The organism is Micromonospora sp. KC723 (assembly GCF_004348595.1).
GTDB lineage: Bacteria > Actinomycetota > Actinomycetes > Mycobacteriales > Micromonosporaceae > Micromonospora.
Genome location: NZ_SMKD01000006.1, coordinates 61,209 through 84,465, shown reverse-complemented (window position 1 = coordinate 84,465; position 23,257 = coordinate 61,209). Strand labels below are relative to the sequence as shown.

Genomic DNA, 23,257 nt, shown 5'->3' with positions numbered 1-23,257 from the left:
GGACGGCGGGGGCGGGGGCACACCACGACCGGCGGGCGACGACGGCGGGACCGCCGGCGGTCGCTCGCCGTCCGGGCCGAGTTCCCCGCGCTGCTGCTTGGCGGTACGCAGGTCGTCGATCCAGCCGAACTCCTCGCCCACCGGCTCCGGGGGAGTCTCCTCGGCCCGGCCCCGGCCCCAGCGTCGGCCCTTGGCGCGGGAGTCGCGCCGCTCGTCGGGACCGTCCTGGTCTCGCTCCCCACCACGCGATGTCACTGCTGACCCTCCCCGACGGCGTCGCTGCCGTCCTCATCCGCCCCACCGGCGTGCCCCGTGCCCGACGGGTGTCGGCCGTCTGCCGTCACCGGCCCGTCGGGGCGCGACACCGGGGCGGGCAGCCCACGGACGATCCGGCGCAGCAGGGGCAGGCGGGCAGCCACCGACCGCTCCGCGCCGTGGCCACTGGGCTGGTAGTAGTCGGTCCCGACGAGATCGTCGGGAGCGTACTGCTGGGTGACCACTCCGCGCTGGTCGTCGTGCGGGTAGCGGTACCCGGTGCCGTGCCCCAGGCCGCGGGCTCCGGAGTAGTGGGCGTCCCGCAGGCCGCGCGGCACCGCGCCGCCCCGGCCGGCGCGCACGTCGGTCATCGCCGCGCCGAGGGCGGTGGTGGCCGAGTTCGACTTCGGGGCGGTGGCCAGGTGGATCACCGCCTGGGCCAGGTTGAGCTGCGCCTCGGGCAGGCCGACGAACTCCACGGCGTGCGCGGCGGCGGTGGCCACGGTCAGCGCGGTCGGGTCGGCCATGCCGACGTCCTCGCTGGCGAAGATCACCAGCCGGCGGGCGATGAACCGGGCGTCCTCCCCGGCGACCAGCATGCGGGCCAGCCAGTGCAGCGCGGCGTCCACGTCCGAGCCGCGCATGCTCTTGATGAAGGCGCTGGTGACGTCGTAGTGGGCGTCGCCGTCGCGGTCGTAGCGCACCGCGGCCACGTCGACCGCCTGCTCGGCGGTGGCCAGGTCGATCCGCCCGGTGCCCAGCGCCGTCGCCGACGCGGCGGCGGCCTCCAGCGCGGTCAGCGCCTTGCGCACGTCGCCGCCGGCGAGGCGTACCAGGTGGTCCTCGGCGTCGGACTCGAGGGTGAGCGTGCTGGCGAGGCCGCGCTCGTCGGCGACCGCGCGGCGCAGCAGGCCGCGTACGGCCGCGTCGTCCAACGGTTGGAGGGTGAGCAGCACGCAGCGCGACAGCAGGGGCGAGATGACCGAGAAGTACGGATTCTCCGTGGTGGCGGCGAGCAGGGTGACCGTCCGGTCCTCCACCGCCGCGAGCAGCGAGTCCTGCTGGGTCTTGCTGAACCGGTGCACCTCGTCGATGAAGAGCACGGTCTGCGGGCCGCCCGCGCGACGCTGCCGACGGGCCGTGTCGATGACGGCGCGGACGTCCTTCACCCCGGCGTTGAGGGCGGACATGGCGACGAACCGGCGGTCGGTGGCCCGGGCCACCAGGTGGGCGATGGTGGTCTTGCCACTGCCCGGCGGACCCCAGAGGATCACCGACAGCGGTGCGCCGCCGCCGACCAGTTGGCGCAGCGGCGCGCCGGGGGCGAGCAGGTGGTCCTGCCCGACCAACTCGTCGATGCTCGCCGGGCGCATCCGGACGGGCAGTGGGGAATCCTCGCCCGCGGCCGGGAACCCGTCGGCACCACCCGGGCCCGCCGGGGCGCCGGGCGCCGCGGTGGGTCCACCGAGGGAGAAGAGGGTGTCGGATTCCATCAACAAGACAGTACCGGGCGGGGACCGCGACGCCGGAATCGCGCCGCGCTCCCCGCCCACCCTGATCAATTGCGGTCAGCCGCGACCCGGCCGCCGGCCCCGGTACCAGCGACCGCCGCCGGCTGGGCGCGGGCCGCTGCCGACCCCGGCGAGGTAGAGCGAGAGCAGCAGCAGGCCGATCAGCACGAGGGTGTGCCAGTTGAACAGGTCAGGTGCGCCGAAGTTGGTGTTCAGCAGGTCGATCAGGAGCGCGAAGCCGAACACGATGGCGGCGAGGATGGCAAGCATGGCGGTGTCCTCCGGTGGGGGTTCCCAGTAGGTCGACCGGGATGTACCCGATCGGTCGGTCCGCCAATCTCCACCCTGGCCGAGCGCGTCACGCCGACCCGACCTAGGCTGCTTCCATGATCAACACTGATTGCGAGCTGGTGGGCCGGGCCGCGCTCCTCGCCGCGACCGGCCACCACCCGTTCACCCGGCACGTGATCCGTCCCGGAACGCGACCGCGCGGCTGGCGGTCCGAGGACCTCGTCGCGTGGCTGCTTCCGTCCGAGAGCGGCCCGGCAGGCGGGGCCATCGGTGCCCCGACCCCGGCGGTGGACCTCTTCGCCGCGCTGGTCGCCGAGGGCGTGCTGCACCGCGGGCAGTGGGTGCAGCTACCCCGGGCCGAACCGGAGACGCTGGCTGGGCGGTTCGACATCGCCCGCCTCGACGAGTGGGACTTCCTCTGGACCGACGCGCCCCCGCCCCGGCAGGCCGACGAGGAGCGGGTGGTACGCCTGACCGACGCCGACCACCCGACGCTGGCCGCGCTGATCGACCAGGCGTACCCGAGCACCACCTCGCGCCCAGGCGGCCCCGGGATCGTCGACTGGTACGGCATCCGCGACGGCGACCGGATCATCGCCTGCGGCGCCGACCGCAGCCGGGGCGACATCGGGTTCCTCGCCGGGCTGACCGTTGCCCCGGACCGGCGCGGCCGAGGGCTCGGTGCCGCCCTGACCGCCGGGATGACCCGCGCCCTCACCAGCCGGTACGACCGGGTGGCGCTCGGCGTCTACACCGACAACGTGGGCGCGATCCGGCTCTACCGCCGGCTCGGCTTCACCGGTGCCCTGGCCCGCACCTCGATCCAGCTCGGCTGAGCGGGGGTGGCCGGGTCACCCGGTGGTGCTCGCCGCTGGCTCGCGTCGCCCGCCCGTCCCCGCCTCCGGCCGGCCCGGTTTGTCCATCCCCTCGGGATCCACCGGTTCCCCGGCGCCTGCGCCGCGCCGCCCGGCCCGCCAGGCCGGCAGGTAGAGCGGGGCTGCCACGGCCAGCACCACCGCTCCGACCAGCATCGCCGGGGCGACACCGCGAGCGTCGGCGAGGGCGGTGAGCAGCACCGCGCCCAGCGCGAAGCCCGGCTGCCCCATCATCGAGTTCAGCGAGACCACGCTGGTCCGGTACGGCCCGTCGACCTGGCGGTGCAGCAGGCCCATGTGCAGCGGGTTCGACGCGCCGTGGACGGCGTAGCAGGCCAGGTAGGCCACCAGCACCCCGAGCGGACCGGCGAACAGCCCCATGCCGACCACGGTCGCGCCCTGCACGACGCGCAGCAGCGCGGCGCTCGCCGCGCCTCCCGGCCAGCGCAGCAGCAACGGCGTCAGCGCCGCGCCGGCCGCCGAGGCGAGCCAGGCCGCCGAGCTGGCCGGACCGAGCAGCGCCGCCGCCCGGTCGGCGTCCCCCACCACCTCGGCGAGGCGGACCGGCAACAGCGACTCGAAGGTCACCATGCCGAAACCCCAGAACAGTTCGACCGTGACCAACGCGAGCAGCACCCGGGAGCGGCGCAGCAGCCCGAACGCCCGGCCCACCATCCGGGGAGCCTCGACGACCGAGGCGCGCAGCGCGCCGAGGCCCTGCGCCGGGCGGGTCTCCACCAGCAGGGTCAACAGCGCGGCCAGGGCCACCACCTGGAGGGCGAGGGCGACCAGCACGGGCAGGGTCAGGGCGCTCACCGGGCCGACCGGGCCGAGGGCGACCAGGCCGCCGCTGAGCAGGGCACCGGCGCCGATGGCGACACCGGCGACGGTGCCGGCGAGACCGAGACCGCCCTCGTACCTCGCGCCGGGGTCGGCGGCCAGGGTGGTGTCGACGTACCAGGCGTCCAGGGGGCCGCTGTCGAGCGCCCGGTAGACGCCCTGCAACAACCAGGCCAGGAAGAAAAACGCGAAGGAACCGGCGGTCGCGAACACGGCCAGCGAGACCAGGTTGAGCGCCCAGGCGGTGACGAGCACCGGTTTGCGACCCAGGGCGTCGGCGAGGCCACCGGTGGGCAACTCCAGGGCGAGCACCACCAGTGCCTGCGCGGTGGAGACCAGACCGATCTGTGGCAGCGACAGGCCCCGCTCCTGCATGAGTAGGACCATGACGGGGATCATCAGGCCGGTGGGCGTCCAGCGCAGACCGTGCAGGGCGAGGTAGCGCAACCGGACCTGGCGTACGGACAGCCGGCTCACCGTTTCCCCTGCCACAGCGGGTAGGCGGCAACGAAGACGTGCACCTGTTCGGCGCCCGGCTCGGCCGGGTCCGCCTCGTCGCGGTAGCGCTCCAGGACCTGCCACACCTCGGCCATGAGGGCTTCGAGCCGGGCCGGCGGGACGGTCAGGAAGATGTCGCCCATGCCGAAGGCGTCCCGCCAGGCGGGCGACCAGTCCTGTTCGGCGTCAAACCACCGCTCGGCGTGCTCGACCAGCAGCCGCACCTGGTCGCCGTGGATCCACCGGACGGCCGCCCGGGCGTCCGGGTCGTCGTCGAAGTCGGTCGGTTCCCAGCTGGTGACGTCGTGCGCGGCCCGCCACCAGCGCTGCCGGCCGCCGACCCGGTCGGGATCCTCGACGACCAGCCCGACCTCGGCGAGTTGGCGCAGGTGGTAGCTGGTCGCGCCGGTGTTGGTGGCGAGCAGCTCCGCCAGGGTGGTGGCGGTCGCCGGCCCTCGGGTGCGCAGGGCGCCGAGCAGCCGCATCCGCAGCGGGTGCGCCAGCACCCGGACCTGTCGGTGGTCGAGCCGGACCTCACGGGGCGCGGGTCGGCCCGGCTCGTCGTCACGTCCCACCGACACACAATATCTTTGCACAGATTCTTTGCACAAGGTCTGTGCTTGACGGGAGGTCGAGACGGGGTGCCCCACCGGCTGATCGCCGGGGTCAGGAGGTCAGGAGTTCGGTGATCCCGCGTGGCCGGGTCCGCAGCAGACCGGCGGCCCGGGACGAGTCGAGGCGTACGTCGGCGGGGCGGACCAGCCCGGCCTCGGCGATCGTGGTGGTCCGCAGCCCGGCCGGGTCCAGCCCGAACCGGCGGGCCACCAGCACACCCAGCTCCGCCCGGCTGACCGCCTCCGGGCCGGCCACGTTCAACAGCCCCGCGTACGTTGCGACTCCCGGAATCTCCACCGGATGCGTGTGCCACGTCCCGGCCACCCGCCAGCCCGCGGCCACGCCCCGCCGGCACACCTGTCCGCCGAGGAACCCGCTGGCGCCCACCACGAGCATCCGCATCCGGCCACCATCCTCCTTACCGAACGACGAGCGAAGGTCCGCGTCGTGCCGGTTGGCGGATCACGACGCGGACCTGCGCCCGACAGGGACGGCGGTCAGACCGGGTCGGCCACCGGCGCGGCCGGGCCGGCCGTGCCGGCGTGTGCCCCGGTCGGGGCCTTGGGCCTGGCGTCGATGCCGGCCTCGGTGCGCTGCTGGGCGGTGATCGGCGTCGGCGCGCCGGTCAGCGGGTCGAAACCGCCCCGGGTCTTCGGAAAGGCGATCACCTCGCGGATGGAGTCGGCGCCGGCGAGCAGCATGCAGACCCGGTCCCAGCCGAAGGCGATGCCGCCGTGCGGCGGCGCGCCGTACTTGAACGCCTCCAGCAGGAAGCCGAACTTGTCCTGCGCCTCCTCCGGGGTGATGCCGAGCAGGTCGAAGACCCGCTGCTGCACGTCGCCCCGGTGGATACGGATGGAGCCACCGCCGATCTCGTTGCCGTTGCACACGATGTCGTACGCGTACGCCAGCGCCCGGTCCGGTGCCTCCTCGAACCGGTCGACCCACTCGGCGTTCGGCGAGGTGAACGGGTGGTGCACGGCCGTCCAGCCGCCTTCGTCGGTCCGCTCGAACATCGGCGCGTCGACCACCCAGCAGAACGCCCAGGCGGACTCGTCGATCAGGCTGGCCCGCCTGGCGATCTCGATGCGGGCCGCGCCGAGCAGCTCCTGCGCCTCGCGGGCGTGCGCGCTGGCGGCGAAGAAGACCGCGTCGCCGGGCTTCGCGCCGACCGCGTCGGCGAGGCCACCGAGATGCGCCTCGGAGAGGTTCTTCGCCACCGGGCCGCGCGGCGCGCCGGTTTCGGCGTCGAGCACCACGTACGCCAGGCCCTTCGCGCCGCGCGCCTTGGCCCAGTCCTGCCAGCCGTCCAGCTCCTTGCGGGTCTGGGCCGCGCCGCCGGGCATCACCACCGCGCCGACGTACCCACCGGCGTCGATCGCTCCGGCGAACACCCGGAACTCGGTGCCGCGCAGGTAGTCGGTCAGCTCGGTCAACTCCACGCCGTAGCGCAGGTCGGGCTTGTCGGAGCCGTACCGGGCCATCGCGTCGTGCCAGGTGATCCGCGGGATGGGTCGGGGGATCTCGTAGCCGGCCAGGTCGGACCAGAGCGCCGCGACGATCGCCTCGCCCAGGTCGATCACGTCGTCCTCGGTGACGAAGGACATCTCGATGTCGAGCTGGGTGAACTCCGGCTGCCGGTCGGCGCGGAAGTCCTCGTCGCGGTAGCAGCGGGCGATCTGGTAGTACCGCTCCATGCCGCCGACCATCAGCAGCTGCTTGAACAGCTGCGGCGACTGCGGCAGCGCGTACCAGCTGCCCGGCTGGAGCCGCACCGGCACCAGGAAGTCGCGGGCGCCCTCCGGGGTGGACCGGGTCAGCGTCGGCGTCTCGATCTCCAGGAAGTCCCGCTCGTGCAGCACGCCTCGGGCCAACTGGTTGGCCCGGGAGCGCAGCCGCATCGCCTTCGCCGGACCGCTCCGCCGCAGGTCGAGGTAGCGGTACCTGAGCCGGATGTCGTCGCCGGCCTCGACCTGGTCGTCCACCGGCAGCGGAAGGGGAGCCGCCTCGGAGAGCACCTCCAGCGCGCTGGCGGTCACCTCGATCTCGCCGGTGGGCAACTCCGGGTTCTCGTTGCCCTCGGGACGGCGGGTCACCTCGCCGGTGACCTTGACACAGAACTCGTTGCGCAGCGCGTGGGCGTCCTCCTCGCGGAAGACCACCTGGACCACGCCGGAGCCGTCGCGCAGGTCGACGAAGATGACGCCGCCGTGGTCGCGCCGGCGGGCCACCCACCCGGCGAGCGTCACCGTGGTGCCGGCGTCCGTCGCGCGCAGGCTGCCGGCGTCATGGGTACGGATCACGACTTGCGTCTCCTCATCTGCGGTACGTCTCTGCCCTGGCATTCTGTCAGCCCGACCGAGCGCACCCGCCGCCACCCGCCGAGCTGACCGACCACCCCACCCGGACGGCACGGTCAGCCGCCGGGAGCGGAAGGTCGTCGGCGCCCGGCGCGACGCGGCCGTCCCGGCTGGCCCTGCCCGGGCTGCGGGCACCCGACGGGCGGCCGCAAGTCCCGTGATCGGCGAACCGCGACCCGCCGGCGCCTGACAACGAACGGACGCGGACGGGCCGCCGGTCGCCCGGCGGCCCGTGGTGCGCCGGTGGGTCAGATGATGCTCACGCCGTAGACGCTGAGCGCCTCGGTGACCGGCTGGAAGTAGGTGGTGCCGCCGGTGCGGCAGTTGCCGCTGCCGCCGGAGGTGAGGCCCAGGGCCGTGCTGCCGCTGAACAGCGCGCCGCCGCTGTCGCCCGGCTCGGCGCAGACGTTGGTGCGGATCAGGCCGGAGACGCTGCCCTCGGCGTAGTTCACCGTGGCGTTGAGCGCGCGGACAGTGCCGCTGTGCAGGCCGGTGGTGCTGCCGGAACGCTGCACACTCTGGCCGACGTAGGCGTTGGCGGCGCCGGTGACGTCCCGGTAGCTGCCGTTGTAGAGGTAGACGTTGCCGGTGGCGTTGGCGGAGTTGCTGTGCCGGACGATGCCGTAGTCGTTGCCCGGGAAGCTGCTGCCGGTGCGGGTGCCGAGCAGGCTGGTCTGACCGGAGTTGGCGTACCACGTCGAGGCGATGTTGGTGCAGTGCCCGGCGGTGAGGAAGAAGGTCGTGCCGGCGCTGTTGCGGACGTTGAAGCCGAGCGAGCAGCGGCCGCCGCCGGCGGCGTAGATGGCCTGCCCGCCGGAGATGCGGGTGCTCAGGACGCCGGCCTCGGCCTCGATCCGGATCGCGCCGCCGGCCCGGGCGGCGGCGGCCTTGACCCGCTCCAGCTTGGCACCGGTGATGGTGCTGTCCACAGAGACCACGACCTGGTTGGTTGCCGGGTCGGTCCACCACGCGGTGCCGGGGATCTTCGCCGAGCGCTCCAGTTCGGCGGTGGCGGCCCTCAGCACGGCGGCGCCCCGGGTGACGAGCTTCGGCGTGGCGCCGGCGGCCCGCACCTGGCGGGCGGCGGTCGCGTCGGTCACGGTGACGACCATCTTGCCACTGGCGTCGGCGTACGTGCCGGCGGCGCGGTCGCCGAGCCGGTCGACCAGGCTGGCGGCGGCGTCGGGTGTCGCCGGAGCGGGCGCCGCCTGGGCGGGCGCGCCGAGCAGGGCCCCGGTGACCAGGGTGCCGGCCAGGGCGACGGCGGCGGCGCGGTGGAGCGATGACCTCGTGGGTCGCATGTAACAACCTCCGGATGGGGGCGACGGGCGGCGTCACGGCGACGCGCCCAGGGGCAACCCGGCCGACCTGGGGAAACGGCCAAGTGAGGCAAGTATTCACATGTTTAAGATCGCAAGCAAGACATGTCTTTGCCCGAATTGGCCCCGCTGCCCCATGTAACCGCGATGTAACATTGTGGATAACGATGAGGATCGATATTATCTGGCCACCGCAGCACGCCGGCACCCGCGATCCGGAGGCCAACCATGACCCTCGTCCGACGCGCGCTGTCCACCCTCGCCAGCGCCACCGCCCTCGTCCTGCTCGCCACCACCCCCGCCGTCGCCGGCCCGTCGCCGGCCGCCGACGCCGGCCAACCGCCCGCCGCGATGGCCAGCATCGGTGACTCCATCACCCGCGGCTTCAACGCCTGCGGGTGGTACGTCGACTGCACCTCGCGGTCGTTCAGCACCGGTGACCACTCCGCGGTCAACAGCCACTACCTGCGCATCCGCGCGGTCGCCCCGGCCATCCAGGGCCGCAACCACAACCACGCCCGCACGGGGGCGAAGTCCGCGGACATGTACGGCCAGGCCGGCAGCGCGGTCAGCCAGGGCGTCGGGTACGTGACGATGCTGGTCGGGGCCAACGACGCCTGCACGGGCTCCGAGTCCACGATGACCCCGGTGAGCACGTTCCGGGCCAACATCGACAACGCCCTCGACCGGCTCAGGGCCGGCCTGCCCGGCGCGCGGGTGGCGGTGATCAGCATCCCGGACATCCACCGGCTCTGGCAGGTGGGCAAGGACAGCAGCAGCGCCCGCAACGCCTGGTCGCTGTTCGGCATCTGCCAGTCCATGCTGGCCAACCCGACCTCGACCCTCCCGGCCGACGTCGGACGGCGTGACCGGGTCCGGCAGCGGGTCGTCGACTACAACACCCAGCTCGCCCAGGCCTGCGCCGCGTACGGCCCGAACTGCGACTTCGACGACAACGCGGTGTTCCGCTACCCGTTCGCCCTGAGCCAGGTCTCCACCTGGGACTACTTCCACCCGAACGCCAGCGGCCAGGCGGTGCTGGCCAGCGTCTCGTACGCCGAGGGCTTCGGCTGGTGACACCCCGACCGGCGCGTGGCGGGTCACCGGCCACGCGCCGGGCACCCGGGGGATGGCACCGGCTCAGTCGGTGCGGCGGCGCGCCCCCGGACCCGGTCGCGGCAGCACGTCGCGGGGCCGGTTCACCTCGTGGCCCTCGGCGCACCGCAGGGTGACCCGGACCTCGGCGTCGCAGCCCCGGTGCCCGACCGACAACGGTGAGCCCTCCGGATCGGCCAGGTAGCGGTCGCCCCAGCCGAGCACCGCCACCAGCACCGGCCAGAGGTCGAGGCCCTTGTCGGTGAGCCGGTACTCGTGACGCACCCGACTGCCCGGCTCCTGGTACGGCACACGGCGGAGCACCCCCTGCGCGACCAGGGCGGCCAGCCGGCTGGTGAGCACCTGCCGGGGGATGCCGGTACGCACCCGCATGTCGTCGAAACGGCGGACGCCGTTGAAGACCTCGCGGAGCACCACCAGGGTCCACCGTTCGCCGAGGACGGCCATCGCGCGGGCGATGGTGCAGTTCTCCACGGACCAGTCCAGCGCTGCGGGTCGCATGCCCACCAGGCTAGGTCTGATTGACAGACTCAGCAACGCGCTGCCAGGCTGGGTCCATGACCCAGACGCAGAACCCGGTTCGCAGCCGCACCTTCTCCTGGTCCGATCCGGCGACGGGCGCGGCCCACGTCGGCCGGCGCGGCGGCCTGGAGCTGCTCCGCGCGATGATCGCCGGCGAACTCGACGTCCCGCCGATCATGCGCCTGGTGGACATGGCCCGGCTGGAGGCCGACGAGGGCAGGGTCGTGGTCGAGCTGGTCCCGCAGGAGTTCCACTACAACCCGCTCGGCACCGTCCACGGCGGGGTGATCTCCACCCTGCTCGACACCGCCGCCGCCTGCGCGGTGCACACCACCCTGCCGGCCGGCGTCGGCTACACCTCACTGGACCTGAACGTGAAGTTCCTGCGCCCGGTGACCGTCGCCAGCGGCACCCTGCGCTGCGAGGGCACCGTGCTGCAACGCGGTCGGCGCACCGCCCTCGCCGAGGCCCGCCTCACCGACGCCGAGGACCGGCTGGTCGCCCACGCCACCTCGTCCTGCCTGCTCTTCCCCCTACCTCCGCCCGCCTGACCCACCCACGACCGCACCGTCGCGGGCCGCCTCGCCGGCGCGCGGGCCTCAGCCCGCCGGGGCGACGCGGAGGCGGCACGGCAGCGGGAGTGCCGGCGGGCGGCCGGGACGCGGCAGGTCGGGTCAGGCGCGGGCGGCGAGGCGGGCGGCGCGGGCGTCCCGCTTCTCCTCGAAGCGGGACGCCGCCCGCTCCAGGTCGTCCAGGTGCCGGGCGACCTGGTCGCGGGCGGTCTCGCCGTCGGCGTCCAACCCGGTGACGTTGAAGACGTCCCACTGCCGCAGCACCGGCAGGACCACCTCGTCGCGGTGCTGCCGCAGGTCGTAGATGCCGGCCAGCGCGATCGCCACCGACTTGCGGGCGAAGCCCTCGATCCCGACGCCGGGCATCTGGAAGTCGGCCAGCACGTCGGCGACGGCCCGCATCGCCTGGCCCGGGGCCAGCTCGAAGGCGGCACCCAGCAGGTTGCGGTAGAAGACCATGTGCAGGTTCTCGTCCGCCGCCACCCGCGCCAGCAGCGCCTCACAGGCCGGGTCGGCGGTGGCCCGGCCGGTGTTGCGGTGCGAGATCCGGGTGGCCAGTTCCTGGAACGACACGTACGCCAGCGAGTGCAGCACCTCGTCGCCGTGCACGTTGTGGTAGCCGGCCGACATGTGCGTCATCCGGGCCCGCTCCAGCGCCACCGGGTCGACCGCCCGGGTCACCGTCAGGTAGTCGCGGATGGCGGTGCCGTGCCGCCCTTCCTCGGCGGTCCACCGGTGTACCCAGGTGCCCCACGCGCCGTCCCGCCCGAAGAGGGTGGCGATCTCGTGGTGGTACGAGGGCAGGTTGTCCTCGGTGAGCAGGTTGACGATCAGCGCGGTCCGGGCCACGTCGGGGATGGTGGAGTCGGTCTCCGCCCAGGCCTCGCCGCCCAGCGGCCCGTCGAAGGTGCGTCCCTCGCTCCACGGCACGTACTCGTGCGGGAACCACTCCTTGGCCATGGCCAGGTGCCGGTCGAGGTTCTTCGCGACCACGGGTTCGAGTTCGAGCAGCAGGGCGGTCTGGCTCAACGAAGCGGTCATGCGCGTCTCCCTACGGTGGCGTAGCTTACGACACCGTAGGTCGCCCTCGACGTACGCGCCAGTAGCAACGACCGGGCCGAACGGCGGTTCAGCCAACTAGCGGCCGCAGATCCTCCCTGGGCGGGGTCCACTCCCCCGCCGCCGCGGCGACCTGCTCGCCGGAACGGATGTCCTTCACCTCGTCGCCCTGCGCGCCGGGGAACCACACGTACGGGATGCCGCGCCGCTCGGCGTACCGGATCTGCTTGCCGAACTTGGCCGCGCTCGGCGACACCTCGGTGGGGATGCCCCGGGACCGCAGCGCCTCGGCGACCGCGTTGCTCGCCGGCCGGTCCTCCTCGGCCGTCACCGCGACCAGCACGCAGGTCGGCACGCTGCGCGAGACCGACAGCGCGTTCGCCCCGAAGAGCAGGCCGAGCAGCCGGGTCACCCCGATGGAGATGCCCACGCCCGGGAAGCGGACGGTCCCGGAGCTGGCCAGGTTGTCGTACCGGCCACCGGAGCAGATCGAGCCGAAGCGCTCGTAACCGGCCAGCTGCGTCTCGTAGACGGTGCCGGTGTAGTAGTCCAGCCCCCGGGCGATGCGCAGGTCGGCGACGCAGAGCCCCGGCGAGTGCGCGCCGGCGGTCTCCACCACGGCGACCAGTTCGGCGACGCCCTCGTCCAGCAGCGGGTCGCTCACCCCCAGGGCGCGCACCGCGTCGGCGAAGGAGGCGTCCGGGGCGTTGATCTCGGCCAGCGCCAGACATGCCTTGGCCTGCGCCTCGCTCGCCCCGGCCGTCTCGATGAGCAACTCGGCCACCTTCACCGGGCCGATCTTGTCGAGCTTGTCGACCGCGCGCAGCGCCGCCTCCGGGTCGGTCAGCCCGACACCCCGGTAGAAGCCCTCGCAGATCTTGCGGTTGTTGACCTGGATCCGCACGGCCGGGATCGGCAGCGAGCGCAGCGCGTCACCGATCACCAGCGGCATCTCCGCCTCGTGGTGCGCCGACAGGGTGTCCCGGTCGACGATGTCGATGTCGGCCTGGAGGAACTCCCGGTAGCGCCCCTCCTGGGGGCGCTCGCCCCGCCACACCTTCTGGATCTGGTAGCGGCGGAACGGGAAGTGGAGCTTGCCCGCGTTCTCCAGCACGTACCGGGCGAACGGCACGGTGAGGTCGAAGTGCAAACCGAGCGCGTCGTCACCGGCCGGGCCGTCGGCGTCGGCCTGCAACCGGCGCAGCACGTAGACCTCCTTGGAGGTCTCCCCCTTGCGCAGCAGCTGGTCGAGGGGCTCCACCGACCGGGTCTCCAACGGCGCGAAGCCGTACAGCTCGAACGTGCGGCGGATGCGGTCGAGGACGAACTGCTCGATCATCCGCTGCCCGGTGGTCCACTCCGGGAACCCGGAGATCGGCGTGGGCTTGCTCATGGGCGTACTCCTTGGATCCCGCGCGGACCGCGCGGGGAGCTCGTGGGCCGCGGTCGGATCACAGGCCGCGGGTGGGCGCGGCCGGGCGCGCGTCGCCGCTTCCCGCCACCTCGACGAGGTACGGGTTGGTCGCGCGCTCGCGGCCGATCGTGGTGGCGGGGCCGTGGCCGGGCAGGACGATGGTGTCGTCCGCCAACGGGAGGATCTTCTCCCGGAGGCTGGCCAGCATCCGGGGCATGCTGCCACCCGGCAGGTCGGTGCGGCCGATCGAGCCGGCGAAGAGCACGTCGCCGGAGAGGCAGATCTGCTCGGCCTCCCAGGGCGAACTGGCGCCTGGCATCCGGAACAGCACCGACCCGCCGGTATGGCCCGGGGCGTGGTCGACGGTGATCTCCAACCCGGCCAGGGCCAGGGTCGCGCCGTCGGTCAGCTCCGCCACGTCGTCGGGCTCGGTGTACGGCAGCCGGCCGCCGAAGAGCTGGGCGAGATCCGCGGAGAGCCCCTTGGCCGGGTCGGCGAGCAGCTCCCGGTCGTCGGGGTGCACGTAGGCGGGGATGCCGCGCGCGCCGCAGACCGGCGCCACCGAGAAGGTGTGGTCGAGGTGGCCGTGGGTGAGCAGCACGGCGGCGGGATGCAGGCGGTGTTCGGCGAGCACGGCGTCGAGCCGGTCGAGCACCCCGATGCCCGGGTCCACCACCACACACTGCTCCCCCGGCGCGGTCGCCACCACGTAGCAGTTGGTGCCGAAGGCGTCGGCGGGAAAGCCGGCCACGAGCACGTCCGCTCCCCTTCCGTCGAGTCGTCGTCCCCACCGGGCAGCCTAGTCGCCGGCACGGCCCGGTCCCCGGCACACCTGTCCTCTTGCGTCCCGGGGGTCACAGTGACGCACTTTGATAAACCGGGGCGGGGACTCGTACACCACTTTCCCAGCAGGTACCCGTACACTCTGGCGGGCGTGTGGCGTGGCGCACCTGCCCCACGACGGCCGGGACGGCCCGAGGCGCCGGTGACGACCAGGGTAGAGGAAGGGGAGCACGGGTGGCTTCCAGCAGGGACCGGCAGCGCAAACTGGCGCGGGCCAAGCTCGACCGGCAGTTGGCCCGGCGGGCCGCCGTCGCGCGCCGGCGTCGACAGATCCAGGCCGGCGTGGGCGCCGCGCTCGTGCTGACGCTGGTCGTGCTCGGCGCGGCGTGGGGTCTGGGCGCCTTCGACCGGGAGCCGAAGCGGGACACCGCCCAGGAGACCTGCCTCTGGACGCCCCAGGACGCCACCGCGAACACCAACCTGAAGGACGTCGGCACCCCGGCCACCACCGGCCTGCCCACCTCCGGCACCCGCCCGATGACCATCACCACCAACCAGGGTGGGCCGGTCACCGCCGAGCTGGACCTCGCCGGTGCGCCCTGCGCCGCGGCCAGCATCGCCCACCTGGCCAGCCGGTCGTTCTACGACAACACCACCTGCCACGAGATCACCAGCGAGGGCGCGCTGCGCTGCGGCGACCCGGGCGGCACCGGGATGGGTGGCCCCACCTACTCCTTCTACAGCGAGAACGTCCCCGCGGAGCCCGCGGCGAGCCCGTCGGCCAGCCCGGCCCCCGACCAGGCGCCGGCGTACCCGAAGGGCACGGTGGCCATGATCGGCAACCCGCCGGGCGCCAACGGCAGCCAGTTCCTGATCTTCTTCAAGGACTTCAACCCGCCCAAGCCGGCCTACCCGGTGGTGGGGCGGATCACCGGCGGGCTCGACGTGATCGCGAAGATCGGCACCCTCCCGACCGTGGAGAATGGAGCCGGCGACAAGGTCAAGCCCAAGACCGACGTGGTGATCCAGAAGCTCACCGTCGGCGAGCCCAACCAGGCCGCCCCGGCACCGACGAGCCCGGCCTCGGGCGCCCCGTCGGCCAGCCCCAGCGCCGGCTGAACCGGACAGACCACCGTACGCGGCACCGACCGCGCAGATACGTCCAGGAGGAGTGACCGTGACGTCCACGAGAGAGCGTCAGCGCGCGGCGGCGCGGGCCAAGCTCGAGCGGGAGATGGCCGAGCGCGCGGCCCGGGCCCGCAAGCGCCGGCAGACGCAGGCGATCGTCGGGGCCGGTGCGGTCCTGCTGCTCGTGGTCGCCGGCACCGTCTGGCTGGTGACCACGCTCGGCGGTGACGACGACAAGACCGACACCGCCGCCGCGCCCGAGGGATTCTCGCAGTGCGCGTACACCGAGGTGCCCGCCGAGGGCAGGACGAAGCAGATCAAGGACGTCGGGCTGCCCCCCAGCCAGCAGGCCGACACGGGCAGCCAGACCATGACGATCGACACCAACCTCGGCCCGATCACCGCGAAGATCGACCGCGCCGCCGTACCCTGCACCGCCGGCAGCTTCACCCATCTGGCCAGCAAGGGCTTCTTCGACAACACCAAGTGTCACCGACTGGTCACCGAGGGCATCAAGGTGCTCCAGTGCGGCGACCCGAGCGCCACCGGCAAGGGCTGGCGGCAGACCGACGGCACCGGTGGCCCGAGCTACAACCTCGCCGAGGAGAACCTGCCCACCGACAAGCGTCCGCCGTACCCGGAGGGCGTGATCGCGATGGCCAACTCGGGCCAGCCCGGCAGCACGGGCAGCCAGTTCTTCATCGTCTACGGCGACTCGCCGCTCGACCCGAACTACACCGTCCTGGGCACCGTCACCGGCGGCATGGACCTGGTCAAGCAGGTCGCGGCGGCCGGCGACGACAAGGCCTTCGCCCAGCAGGCCGGCGGCGGCCACCCGAAGAAGGAGGTCGTCATCAACAAGCTGACCATGAGCGAGATCCAGAACTGATCCCGCCCGTACGACGAAGCGCCCGCCGGCCGGAGCCGGCGGGCGCTTTCTCGTCGGTGCCCGCTACCCGTCGGTGCCGGGCGACGCCTCAGGCCCCCGAGGTGACCCGGTAGGCGTCGAACACGCCGTCAACCTTGCGGACGGCCGCCAGCAGGTGGCCCAGGTGCTTCGGGTCGGCCATCTCGAAGCTGAACCGGCTCACCGCCACCCGGTCGCGGGTGGTGGTGACGGTGGCGGAGAGGATGTTCACCCGCTCGTCGGAGAGCACCCGGGTCACGTCGGCGAGCAACTTGTGCCGGTCCAGGGCCTCGACCTGGATGGCGACCAGGAAGGTCGAGGCGGAGGTGAGCTTCCAGCTCACCTCGACCACCCGCTCGCTCTGCGCCTTGAGGTCCTCGGCGTTGGCGCAGTCGTCGCGGTGCACGCTCACCCCGCCGGAGCGGGTGACGAAGCCGAAGACCGTGTCCGGCGGCACCGGGGTGCAGCAGCGGGCCAGCTTGATCCAGACGTCGCTGACGCCCCGGACCACCACACCCGGGTCGTGGCTGCTGGCCCGGCTACGCGGCGGCCGGGTGGCGACGGCCGTCTCGGCGATGTCCTCCGCCGCGCCCTCCTCGCCGCCGTAGGTGGCCATCAGCTTCTGCACCACCGACTGGGCGGAGACCTGACTGTCGCCGACCGCCGCGTACAGCGAGGCGACGTCTGCCAGGTGCAGGTCCCGGGCGATCGCCATCAGATTGTCGGAGGTGAGCATCCGCTGCAACGGCATACCCTGCTTGCGCATCGCCTTGACGATCGAGTCCTTGCCGGCCTCGATCGCCTCCTCGCGCCGCTCCTTGTTGAAGTACTGCCGGATCTTGGTACGCGCGCGGGGGCTCTTGACGAAGCCGAGCCAGTCCTGCGTGGGGCCGGCGGTGTCGGACTTCGACGTGAAGATCTCGATCACGTCGCCGTTGGACAGCGTCGACTCGAGGGGCACCAGCTTGCCGTTGACCCGCGCCCCGATGCACTTGTGCCCGACCTCGGTGTGCACCGCGTACGCGAAGTCCACCGGCGTCGACCCGGTCGGCAGCGGGATGACGTCACCCTTCGGGGTGAAGACGTACACCTCCTGGCTGGACAGGTCGAAGCGCAGCGCGTCGAGGAACTCGCTCGGGTCGGCCGCCTCCCGCTGCCAGTCCAGCAGCTGGCGCAGCCAGGTCATCTCGTCGATGTGCGCCGGCGGGCCGACGATCTGGGTGCCCTTGTGCTCCTTGTACTTCCAGTGCGCCGCGATGCCGAACTCCGCGGTGCGGTGCATGGCGTACGTGCGGATCTGCATCTCCACCGGCTTGCCGGTGGGCCCGATGACCGTCGTGTGCAACGACTGGTACATGTTGAACTTGGGCATCGCGATGTAGTCCTTGAACCGGCCCGGCACCGGCTGCCAGTTGGCGTGGATGACGCCCAACGCCGCGTAGCAGTCCCGCACCGTGTCGACCAGGATCCGCACCCCGACCAGGTCGTAGATGTCGTTGAAGTCGCGGCCCCGAACGATCATCTTCTGGTAGATCGAGTAGAGGTGCTTCGGCCGTCCGGTGGTCTCCGCCTTGATCTTGGCGGCCTTCAGGTCGGTCTGCACCTTCTGCGTCACCTGCCGCAGCAGCGCCTCGCGCTGCGGCTGGTGCTCCCCGATCAGCCGGTTGATCTCCTCGTACCGCTTCGGGAAGAGCGTGCCGAAGGCGAGATCCTCCAGCTCCCACTTGATGGTGTTCATACCGAGCCGGTGCGCCAGCGGGGCGAGGATCTCCAGCGTCTCCTTCGCCTTCTGCTCCTGCTTGGGGCGGGGCAGGAAGGTCAGGGTCCGCATGTTGTGCAGCCGGTCGGCCAGCTTGATCACCAGGACCCGGGGGTCCTTCGCCATGGCCACGACCATCTTGCGGATCGTTTCCGCCTTGGCCGCGTCGCCGAGCTTGACCTTGTCGAGCTTGGTCACGCCGTCGACCAGGAGGGTCACCTCCGGGCCGAAGTCGGCCCGCATCTGGTCGAGGGTGTACTCGGTGTCCTCGATCGTGTCGTGCAGCAGCGCCGCCACCAGCGTCGTGGTGTCCATCCCCAGGTTGGCCAGGATGGTCGCCACGGCCAGGGGGTGCGTGATGTACGGATCGCCGGACTTGCGGTACTGGCCGGAGTGCCAACGCGCCGCGGTGTCGAACGCGCGCTGCAACAGCCGGGCATCCGCCTTGGGGTGGTTCTCTCGGTGGGTGGCGATCAGCGGCTCCAGCACCTCGCTGACCTGCGAGCTCTGCCAGGGCGCGTTGAACCGGGCCAGCCGGGCCCGCACCCGGCGACCGGTGGGCGCGTTGGACAACCCGAAGCCGGCGCTGGGCGAGGGGTCACCGTCGGCCAACGGCGTGGCCGTCCCCGCACCGGCAGGAGCGGCCTCGACGGCCGCGCCGTCGCCCGTCACCCGGGCCGGCGGGTTGCTCCTCCGCTCGGTCACCGAGCCATCAGCATCGCCTGTCGGGTGCACCGTGCCCTCCACCGGAGGGACGACATCGTGGGACACCGGCCTCCTCACCGCTCGCCGGGAACGCGCCGACCGTCCGGTCGACGTTCTCTGCAACCGACCCGGGGGCCGGCCTTCTTCCGCACCGGCACCCCGGGCCGGTGCGGTCCTCGCGCCGCCGGACGGTCTCCCGTCCGCTCAGCAAAGGGCAATGCTACCCGCACGGTGGGTGCGGTGCCCCTCCGCCGGACGGACGGTGCCCGGGACGGCCCCGGACGCCACCGTCAAACGGTCAGCAGGGCATGGACCGGACGCCCCGCGAGCCGCTTGCGGCCCGCCAGGAAGCCCAACTCCAGCAGGACGGTGAAACCGGCGACCGTGCCGCCGGCCCGCTCCACCAGGTCGAGGGTGGCCTCGGCGGTGCCGCCGGTGGCCAGCACGTCGTCGACCACCAACACCCGGTGCCCGGCGGTGAAGGCGTCCTGGTGGACCTCCAGGGTGGCCTCCCCGTACTCCAGCGCGTACGAGGCCGAGTAGGCCGGCCGGGGCAGCTTGCCGGCCTTGCGCACCGGCACCACGCCCAGGCCCGTGGCGTACGCGATGGCCGCCGCGATCACGAAGCCCCGGGCCTCGATGCCCACCACGATGTCGAAGGAGTCGCGCCCGTGGTGCGCGACGATCCCGTCGGTCACGGCGCGGAACGCGTCACCGTCGGCGAAGAGCGGCATCAGGTCCTTGAACATCACGCCCGGCTTGGGGAAGTCCGGCACGTCCAGCACCCGGCTGGCCACCAACCGGGCGATCTCCGGCCCGCTGTCTCCCCGCGCCCCGGCGCTGTGGGTCTGCGTCACGCTGCTCCCTCTCGTACGACGACGGCGTCCTTCCTGCCGCTGGCACAGCATGAAGGACGCCGTCGGGTCGTCAGCTACCGGGTCGGCCGATCAGCGACGCCTGCCGCCACCCGGCCGGTTGCCCCCGCCGGCCCGCCCGCCACGGGCGGCGTTCTGCCGCTTGCCCGCCGGGCGGGCGCCCACCTTGGGCGCGCTGCCGGCCAGCGCCGCCGCCTCCGCGTCGATCGCGTCGGCGTGACCCTCGGCCGGCCGTGGCGCGCCCTTCGGGGTGATCTCGCCCCGGGCGATCGCGCCCCGCCGGGACAGCACCCGCTTGTTGTGGGCGGCGATTCTCGGCTCCTGGTTCTTCAGCCAGACCAGCAACGGGGTGGCGAGCAGGATCGAGGTCAGGAACGCCACCGCCATACCGACGAAGAGCACCAGACCCAGGTCCTTCAGGGTGCCCGCGCCGAGCAGGCCGGCGCCGATGAACAGCAGGCCACCGACCGGGAGCAGGGCGACCACGGAGGTGTTGAGCGACCGCATCAGCGACTGGTTCAACGCCAGGTTGGCCGCCTCGCCGTACGTCTGGTTGTTGTTGGCGGTGATGCCCCGGACGTTCTCCTGCACCTTGTCGAAGACCACCACCACGTCGTAGAGCGCGAAGCCCAGGATGGTGAGGAAGCCGATGATCGTCGACGGGGTGACCTCGAAACCGACCAGCGAGTAGATGCCGGCGGTGAGGATCAGGTTCATGAACAGCGAGACGATCGCGGCGACCGCCATCCGCCACTCGAAGCGGATGATCAGGTAGACCGCCACGACGAGCACGAAGATGACCAGACCGAGCAACGCCCGGGAGGTCACCTGCTCACCCCAGGCCTTGCTGACCTGGTTGCCACTGATCTGGTCGGCGCTGATCCCGAACTCCCGGGCGATCTCCTCCCTGACCTGGGTCGCCTGGTCCGAGCTGAGCTGTGAGGTCCGCAGTTCGTAGTACTCGCCGCTGGTGCTGCCGACCTGCTGCGCGGTGACCACTTCGGCGCCGCCGCCCTTGGCCGCCAGCGCCTCCTCGACCTTCGCCTCGGCGTGGTCCAGCGTGCCGACGCTCGCCGGCACCTGGAACGAGTTGCCGCCGGCGAACTCGATGCCCAGGCTGAACTTGAGCGTCGCGAAGCTGAGGATCGAGATCAGGACCAGCACGCCGGCCAGAGCGAACCAGAGCTTGCGGCGACCGACGATGTCCAGCCCGGCGTCACCGCGGTAGAGCCGGCTCGCGAGACCACCTTCACCAGCCATCTCAGGCCTCCTTGACACGCGGGTTGCGGGGGTTGGCCTGCTCGGTCCGGGCCGGCAGGGCCCGACCGAGACCGCTGACCCGTGGGGAGAGGAACGCCCGGGTCCGGGCGAACATCGTCATGATCGGATGCCGGAAGAGGAAGACCACGACCAGGTCGAGCACCGTGGCCAGACCGAGGGCGAAGGCGAAGCCCTTCACCGTGCCGACCGAGACGACGTAGAGCACCACCGCCGACATCAGGGTGATCGCGTTCGCCGAGATGATCGTCCGGCGGGCCCGGATCCAGGCACGTGGCACCGCGCTGCGCGGGCTTCGCCCCTCCCGGATCTCGTCCTTGAGCCGCTCGAAGTAGATGACGAACGAGTCCGCCGCCACACCGAGCGAGACGATCATGCCGGCGATGCCGGCGAGGGTGAGGGTGAAACCGATCTGCCGGCCGAGGACCACCAGCGCGCCGAAGACCAGCAGCGCCGACAGCACCAGGCTCAGGAAGATCACCGAGCCGAGCAGCCGGTAGTAGAAGAACGAGTAGACGATGACCAGCAGCATGCCGATGCCGGCGGCCAGCAGACCCGCCCGCAGGTGGCTGTCGCCCAGCGTGGCGGTGACGTTCTGCTGCTCCTGCGGCTCGAACGTCACCGGCAGCGCGCCGTAGCGCAGGTTACCGGCCAGCGCGTTGGCGTCCTTCTGGTTGAAGTTGCCGGTGATCTGCGAGTCGCCGGTCAGCACACCCTGGATCTCCGGCGAGGAGACGATCTTGTTGTCCAGTACGACCGCCACCCGGCACTTGCCGTCCTGCCCGAGCGCGGACGCGTCGCAGGCGTTACCGGTGTTGTTGAACGCCTCCCGGGTCAGCTCGGTCCACTTGCTCTGGCCGTCCCCGGTGAACTTGAGGCTGACCACCCACTGGCTGGTCTGGTCGAGCGCGGCGTCGGCGTCGGAGACGTCGGTGCCGAGCACCTTCGCCACGTCGAGCAGGTTCTTGACCGCGCCGCCCTCGCAGGCGACCGCCCGCTGCTTCTCGTCCTTGACCGAGCCGGCGGGACGCGCGTCCAGCTGGGCGCAGGTGATCGTCGGAACGTTGAACTGCATCTCCGGCGTCAGCACCGCCACCTCCTGCGGGGAGAGCGCGCCGAACGGCTTGAGCTTCCCCGCCAGGGAGGGATCGGCGGTGAGGTCGGCCGGGGCCTGCAGGCCGCTCGCCGCGGCCCAGGCGGCGGCGCCGACCTTCTTCTCGACCGCCGCGCGCTGCTCCTGGATGCTCTGCGACACCGGGGCGGCGCTGGCGCTCGGCGAGGCCGCCGGCACGCTCGGCGAGGCCGAGGCGGACGGGCTGGCACTGGGGGTCGTCGCGGGCGCGCCACCACCCTGGCCGCCGGCGCTCGGCGAGGCGGTCGCCTTCGCCGGGGCGCTGGCCGACGGCTGCGGCGACGCGCTGCCCGAGGGCTGCGGCGAGCCGCTGGCCGACGGCGACGGGGCCGGGCTGGCCACCGCGCCACTGCCGTCGGTGATCTTGAGCACCTTACGGAAGCGCAGCTCGGCCGCGGTGCCGACGCCGGTCATGTCGCGGTTCTCGCCAGGCAGGGAGATGACGATGTTGCGGTTGCCCTCGGTGACCACCTCGGCCTCGGCCACGCCGTAGGCGTTGACCCGGCTCTCGATGATCTGCCGGGCCTCTTCGAGGTTCTCCGCCGTCGGCGGCTTGCCGTCGAGGGTGTTGGTGGCCTCCAGGGTGAGCCGGGTGCCGCCGACCAGGTCCAGACCGAGCCGGGGCTCCAGCCGGTCCTTCCAGCCGCCGCTCGCCCCGCCCGAGAAGAACACCAAAAGATAGAGGACGACGAAGATGAGCCCGAGTACGGCGAGTTGCCGCCCGGGGCGCATCTGTCCCTGAGGTGGTGCCACGGCTGTCCTGTCTCCCTGTAACGGTCGCGCCGCCGGTGCGGCGGCGATGTCGGACCGGGGGGCCCGGCCGACGTGCTCCACGGAGCCGGTGCCGACGGTCGGCGGGACCACCCGCCGCCGCCGTGGAGGCGTCGTACGGGCGGGCTCGCCGCTCCGGCGTCGGACGCCGGCTCACCTGTCCAGTTGTCCTGTCACCCCGCCCGGCCGTGGGAGGCGGGCGGGGTGGCGTTCACTCCTTGACGGCGTCCGCGTCCCCGGCGACCGGCTCGCTCGTCGACTCGGTGCTCTCGGCCCTGGTGACCACCCGGGCGATGGCCGGCCTGGCGTAGCGGGTCTGCACGCCGGGAGCCACCTCGAGCAGCACGGTGTCGTCATCCACGCCGGTGACCGTGCCGTAGAGCCCACCGATGGTGACCACCTCGTCCCCGGCGGCGAGCCCCTTCTGCATGGCCTCGGCCTCGCGGCGGCGCTTCTGCTGCGGCCGGATCATCATGAAGTACATGACCCCGAACAGCAGGGCGATCATGATGATCGGCGTCAGACCACCGGCGCCTCCGCCGGACTGTGCTGCGTAAAGCACGGTGTGCGACCTTCCCATTGGCCTCCGTCCGTCACCGAGGCGCCGGAGCGGAGGCGGATTCTCACATCCTGTACAGACCGCGGCGAGTCTAATCCCTGCGCCTGAGAACG

The 23,257-nt window shown here is 72.4% G+C and carries 21 protein-coding genes and 1 pseudogene; 5 read left to right on the top strand and 17 right to left on the bottom strand.

Going from position 1 to position 23,257, the window contains the following annotated elements; translation table 11 throughout:
• The 3 genes and pseudogenes from E1165_RS03245 to E1165_RS03235 form a co-directional block, all read right to left on the bottom strand.
• A pseudogene (locus tag E1165_RS03245) lies at positions 1-255 on the bottom strand (hypothetical protein); the annotation flags it as partial.
• Positions 252-1,748 (bottom strand): replication-associated recombination protein A, encoded by a 1,497-nt coding sequence (locus E1165_RS03240; protein WP_132387524.1) that lies wholly within the window; start codon positions 1,746-1,748, stop codon positions 252-254. The pseudogene E1165_RS03245 and the gene E1165_RS03240, both read right to left, overlap by 4 nt.
• Before the next feature lie 75 nt (positions 1,749-1,823).
• Positions 1,824-2,036, bottom strand: a complete 213-nt coding sequence (locus tag E1165_RS03235; RefSeq protein ID WP_132387522.1) for a hypothetical protein — start codon at positions 2,034-2,036, stop codon at positions 1,824-1,826.
• A gap of 116 nt (positions 2,037-2,152) precedes the next feature.
• On the opposite strand from E1165_RS03235, the gene E1165_RS03230 reads away from it, so the two are divergent.
• On the top strand, positions 2,153-2,893 hold the full coding sequence (locus E1165_RS03230; protein ID WP_132387520.1) for a GNAT family N-acetyltransferase: 741 nt from the start codon (positions 2,153-2,155) through the stop codon (positions 2,891-2,893).
• Positions 2,894-2,908: 15 nt separating this feature from the next.
• Here E1165_RS03230 and E1165_RS03225 read toward each other — a convergent pair whose 3' ends face one another.
• From E1165_RS03225 to E1165_RS03205, 5 genes are all read right to left on the bottom strand, one after another.
• Positions 2,909-4,249, bottom strand: a complete 1,341-nt coding sequence (locus E1165_RS03225) for an MFS transporter (protein WP_243704565.1) — start codon at positions 4,247-4,249, stop codon at positions 2,909-2,911.
• Positions 4,246-4,845, bottom strand: coding sequence for a transcriptional regulator (locus E1165_RS03220; RefSeq protein ID WP_256370638.1), 600 nt, complete (start codon positions 4,843-4,845; stop codon positions 4,246-4,248). The genes E1165_RS03225 and E1165_RS03220 overlap by 4 nt, the downstream gene beginning before the upstream one ends.
• A gap of 91 nt (positions 4,846-4,936) precedes the next feature.
• Complete coding sequence (locus tag E1165_RS03215; RefSeq protein WP_132387518.1) at positions 4,937-5,287, bottom strand: hypothetical protein; 351 nt, start codon at positions 5,285-5,287, stop codon at positions 4,937-4,939.
• A gap of 95 nt (positions 5,288-5,382) precedes the next feature.
• Complete coding sequence (aspS, locus tag E1165_RS03210) at positions 5,383-7,188, bottom strand: aspartate--tRNA ligase (RefSeq protein ID WP_132387516.1); 1,806 nt, start codon at positions 7,186-7,188, stop codon at positions 5,383-5,385.
• A 305-nt stretch (positions 7,189-7,493) separates the two neighbouring features.
• A complete protein-coding gene (locus E1165_RS03205) occupies positions 7,494-8,546 on the bottom strand; it encodes a S1 family peptidase (protein WP_132387514.1) in 1,053 nt (350 codons plus the stop codon).
• Positions 8,547-8,792: 246 nt separating this feature from the next.
• Here E1165_RS03205 and E1165_RS03200 point away from each other — a divergent pair, with 246 nt between their 5' ends.
• On the top strand, positions 8,793-9,641 hold the full coding sequence (locus E1165_RS03200) for a GDSL-type esterase/lipase family protein (protein WP_132387512.1): 849 nt from the start codon (positions 8,793-8,795) through the stop codon (positions 9,639-9,641).
• 63 nt (positions 9,642-9,704) lie between these two features.
• On the opposite strand, the gene E1165_RS03195 is transcribed toward E1165_RS03200, so the two are convergent.
• The gene (locus tag E1165_RS03195) at positions 9,705-10,181 is read right to left on the bottom strand and encodes a helix-turn-helix domain-containing protein (protein WP_132387510.1); all 477 of its coding nucleotides are present in this window, start codon (positions 10,179-10,181) and stop codon (positions 9,705-9,707) included.
• Positions 10,182-10,237: 56 nt separating this feature from the next.
• On the opposite strand from E1165_RS03195, the gene E1165_RS03190 reads away from it, so the two are divergent.
• Positions 10,238-10,753 (top strand): PaaI family thioesterase, encoded by a 516-nt coding sequence (locus tag E1165_RS03190; protein ID WP_132387509.1) that lies wholly within the window; start codon positions 10,238-10,240, stop codon positions 10,751-10,753.
• A 123-nt stretch (positions 10,754-10,876) separates the two neighbouring features.
• Here the strand turns inward: E1165_RS03190 and E1165_RS03185 are convergent, their stop codons facing one another.
• From E1165_RS03185 to E1165_RS03175, 3 genes are all read right to left on the bottom strand, one after another.
• Positions 10,877-11,815: an acyl-ACP desaturase gene (locus E1165_RS03185; protein ID WP_132387508.1), complete on the bottom strand. Its 939-nt coding sequence runs from the start codon at positions 11,813-11,815 to the stop codon at positions 10,877-10,879.
• Between the two features lie 88 nt (positions 11,816-11,903).
• The gene (hisS, locus tag E1165_RS03180; RefSeq protein ID WP_132387506.1) at positions 11,904-13,226 is read right to left on the bottom strand and encodes a histidine--tRNA ligase; all 1,323 of its coding nucleotides are present in this window, start codon (positions 13,224-13,226) and stop codon (positions 11,904-11,906) included.
• Positions 13,227-13,284: 58 nt separating this feature from the next.
• Positions 13,285-14,004, bottom strand: coding sequence for an MBL fold metallo-hydrolase (locus E1165_RS03175; protein WP_132387504.1), 720 nt, complete (start codon positions 14,002-14,004; stop codon positions 13,285-13,287).
• A 260-nt stretch (positions 14,005-14,264) separates the two neighbouring features.
• Here E1165_RS03175 and E1165_RS03170 point away from each other — a divergent pair, with 260 nt between their 5' ends.
• Together E1165_RS03170 and E1165_RS03165 are read left to right on the top strand one after the other, a co-directional pair.
• Positions 14,265-15,149, top strand: a complete 885-nt coding sequence (locus E1165_RS03170; protein WP_132387502.1) for a peptidylprolyl isomerase — start codon at positions 14,265-14,267, stop codon at positions 15,147-15,149.
• 58 nt (positions 15,150-15,207) lie between these two features.
• Positions 15,208-16,047, top strand: a complete 840-nt coding sequence (locus E1165_RS03165) for a peptidylprolyl isomerase (RefSeq protein ID WP_132387500.1) — start codon at positions 15,208-15,210, stop codon at positions 16,045-16,047.
• Between the two features lie 88 nt (positions 16,048-16,135).
• On the opposite strand, the gene E1165_RS03160 is transcribed toward E1165_RS03165, so the two are convergent.
• The 5 genes from E1165_RS03160 to yajC form a co-directional block, all read right to left on the bottom strand.
• Positions 16,136-18,571: a bifunctional (p)ppGpp synthetase/guanosine-3',5'-bis(diphosphate) 3'-pyrophosphohydrolase gene (locus tag E1165_RS03160; RefSeq protein ID WP_207916523.1), complete on the bottom strand. Its 2,436-nt coding sequence runs from the start codon at positions 18,569-18,571 to the stop codon at positions 16,136-16,138.
• Positions 18,572-18,819: 248 nt separating this feature from the next.
• Positions 18,820-19,386, bottom strand: a complete 567-nt coding sequence (locus tag E1165_RS03155) for an adenine phosphoribosyltransferase (RefSeq protein ID WP_132387496.1) — start codon at positions 19,384-19,386, stop codon at positions 18,820-18,822.
• A gap of 90 nt (positions 19,387-19,476) precedes the next feature.
• The gene (gene secF / locus E1165_RS03150; RefSeq protein WP_132387494.1) at positions 19,477-20,664 is read right to left on the bottom strand and encodes a protein translocase subunit SecF; all 1,188 of its coding nucleotides are present in this window, start codon (positions 20,662-20,664) and stop codon (positions 19,477-19,479) included.
• Between the two features lies 1 nt (position 20,665).
• Entirely contained in the window at positions 20,666-22,567 is a 1,902-nt protein-coding gene (gene secD / locus E1165_RS03145; protein WP_207916511.1) for a protein translocase subunit SecD, read from the bottom strand.
• A gap of 229 nt (positions 22,568-22,796) precedes the next feature.
• Positions 22,797-23,165, bottom strand: coding sequence for a preprotein translocase subunit YajC (gene yajC, locus E1165_RS03140; RefSeq protein ID WP_132387492.1), 369 nt, complete (start codon positions 23,163-23,165; stop codon positions 22,797-22,799).
• Positions 23,166-23,257: the final 92 nt, after the last annotated feature.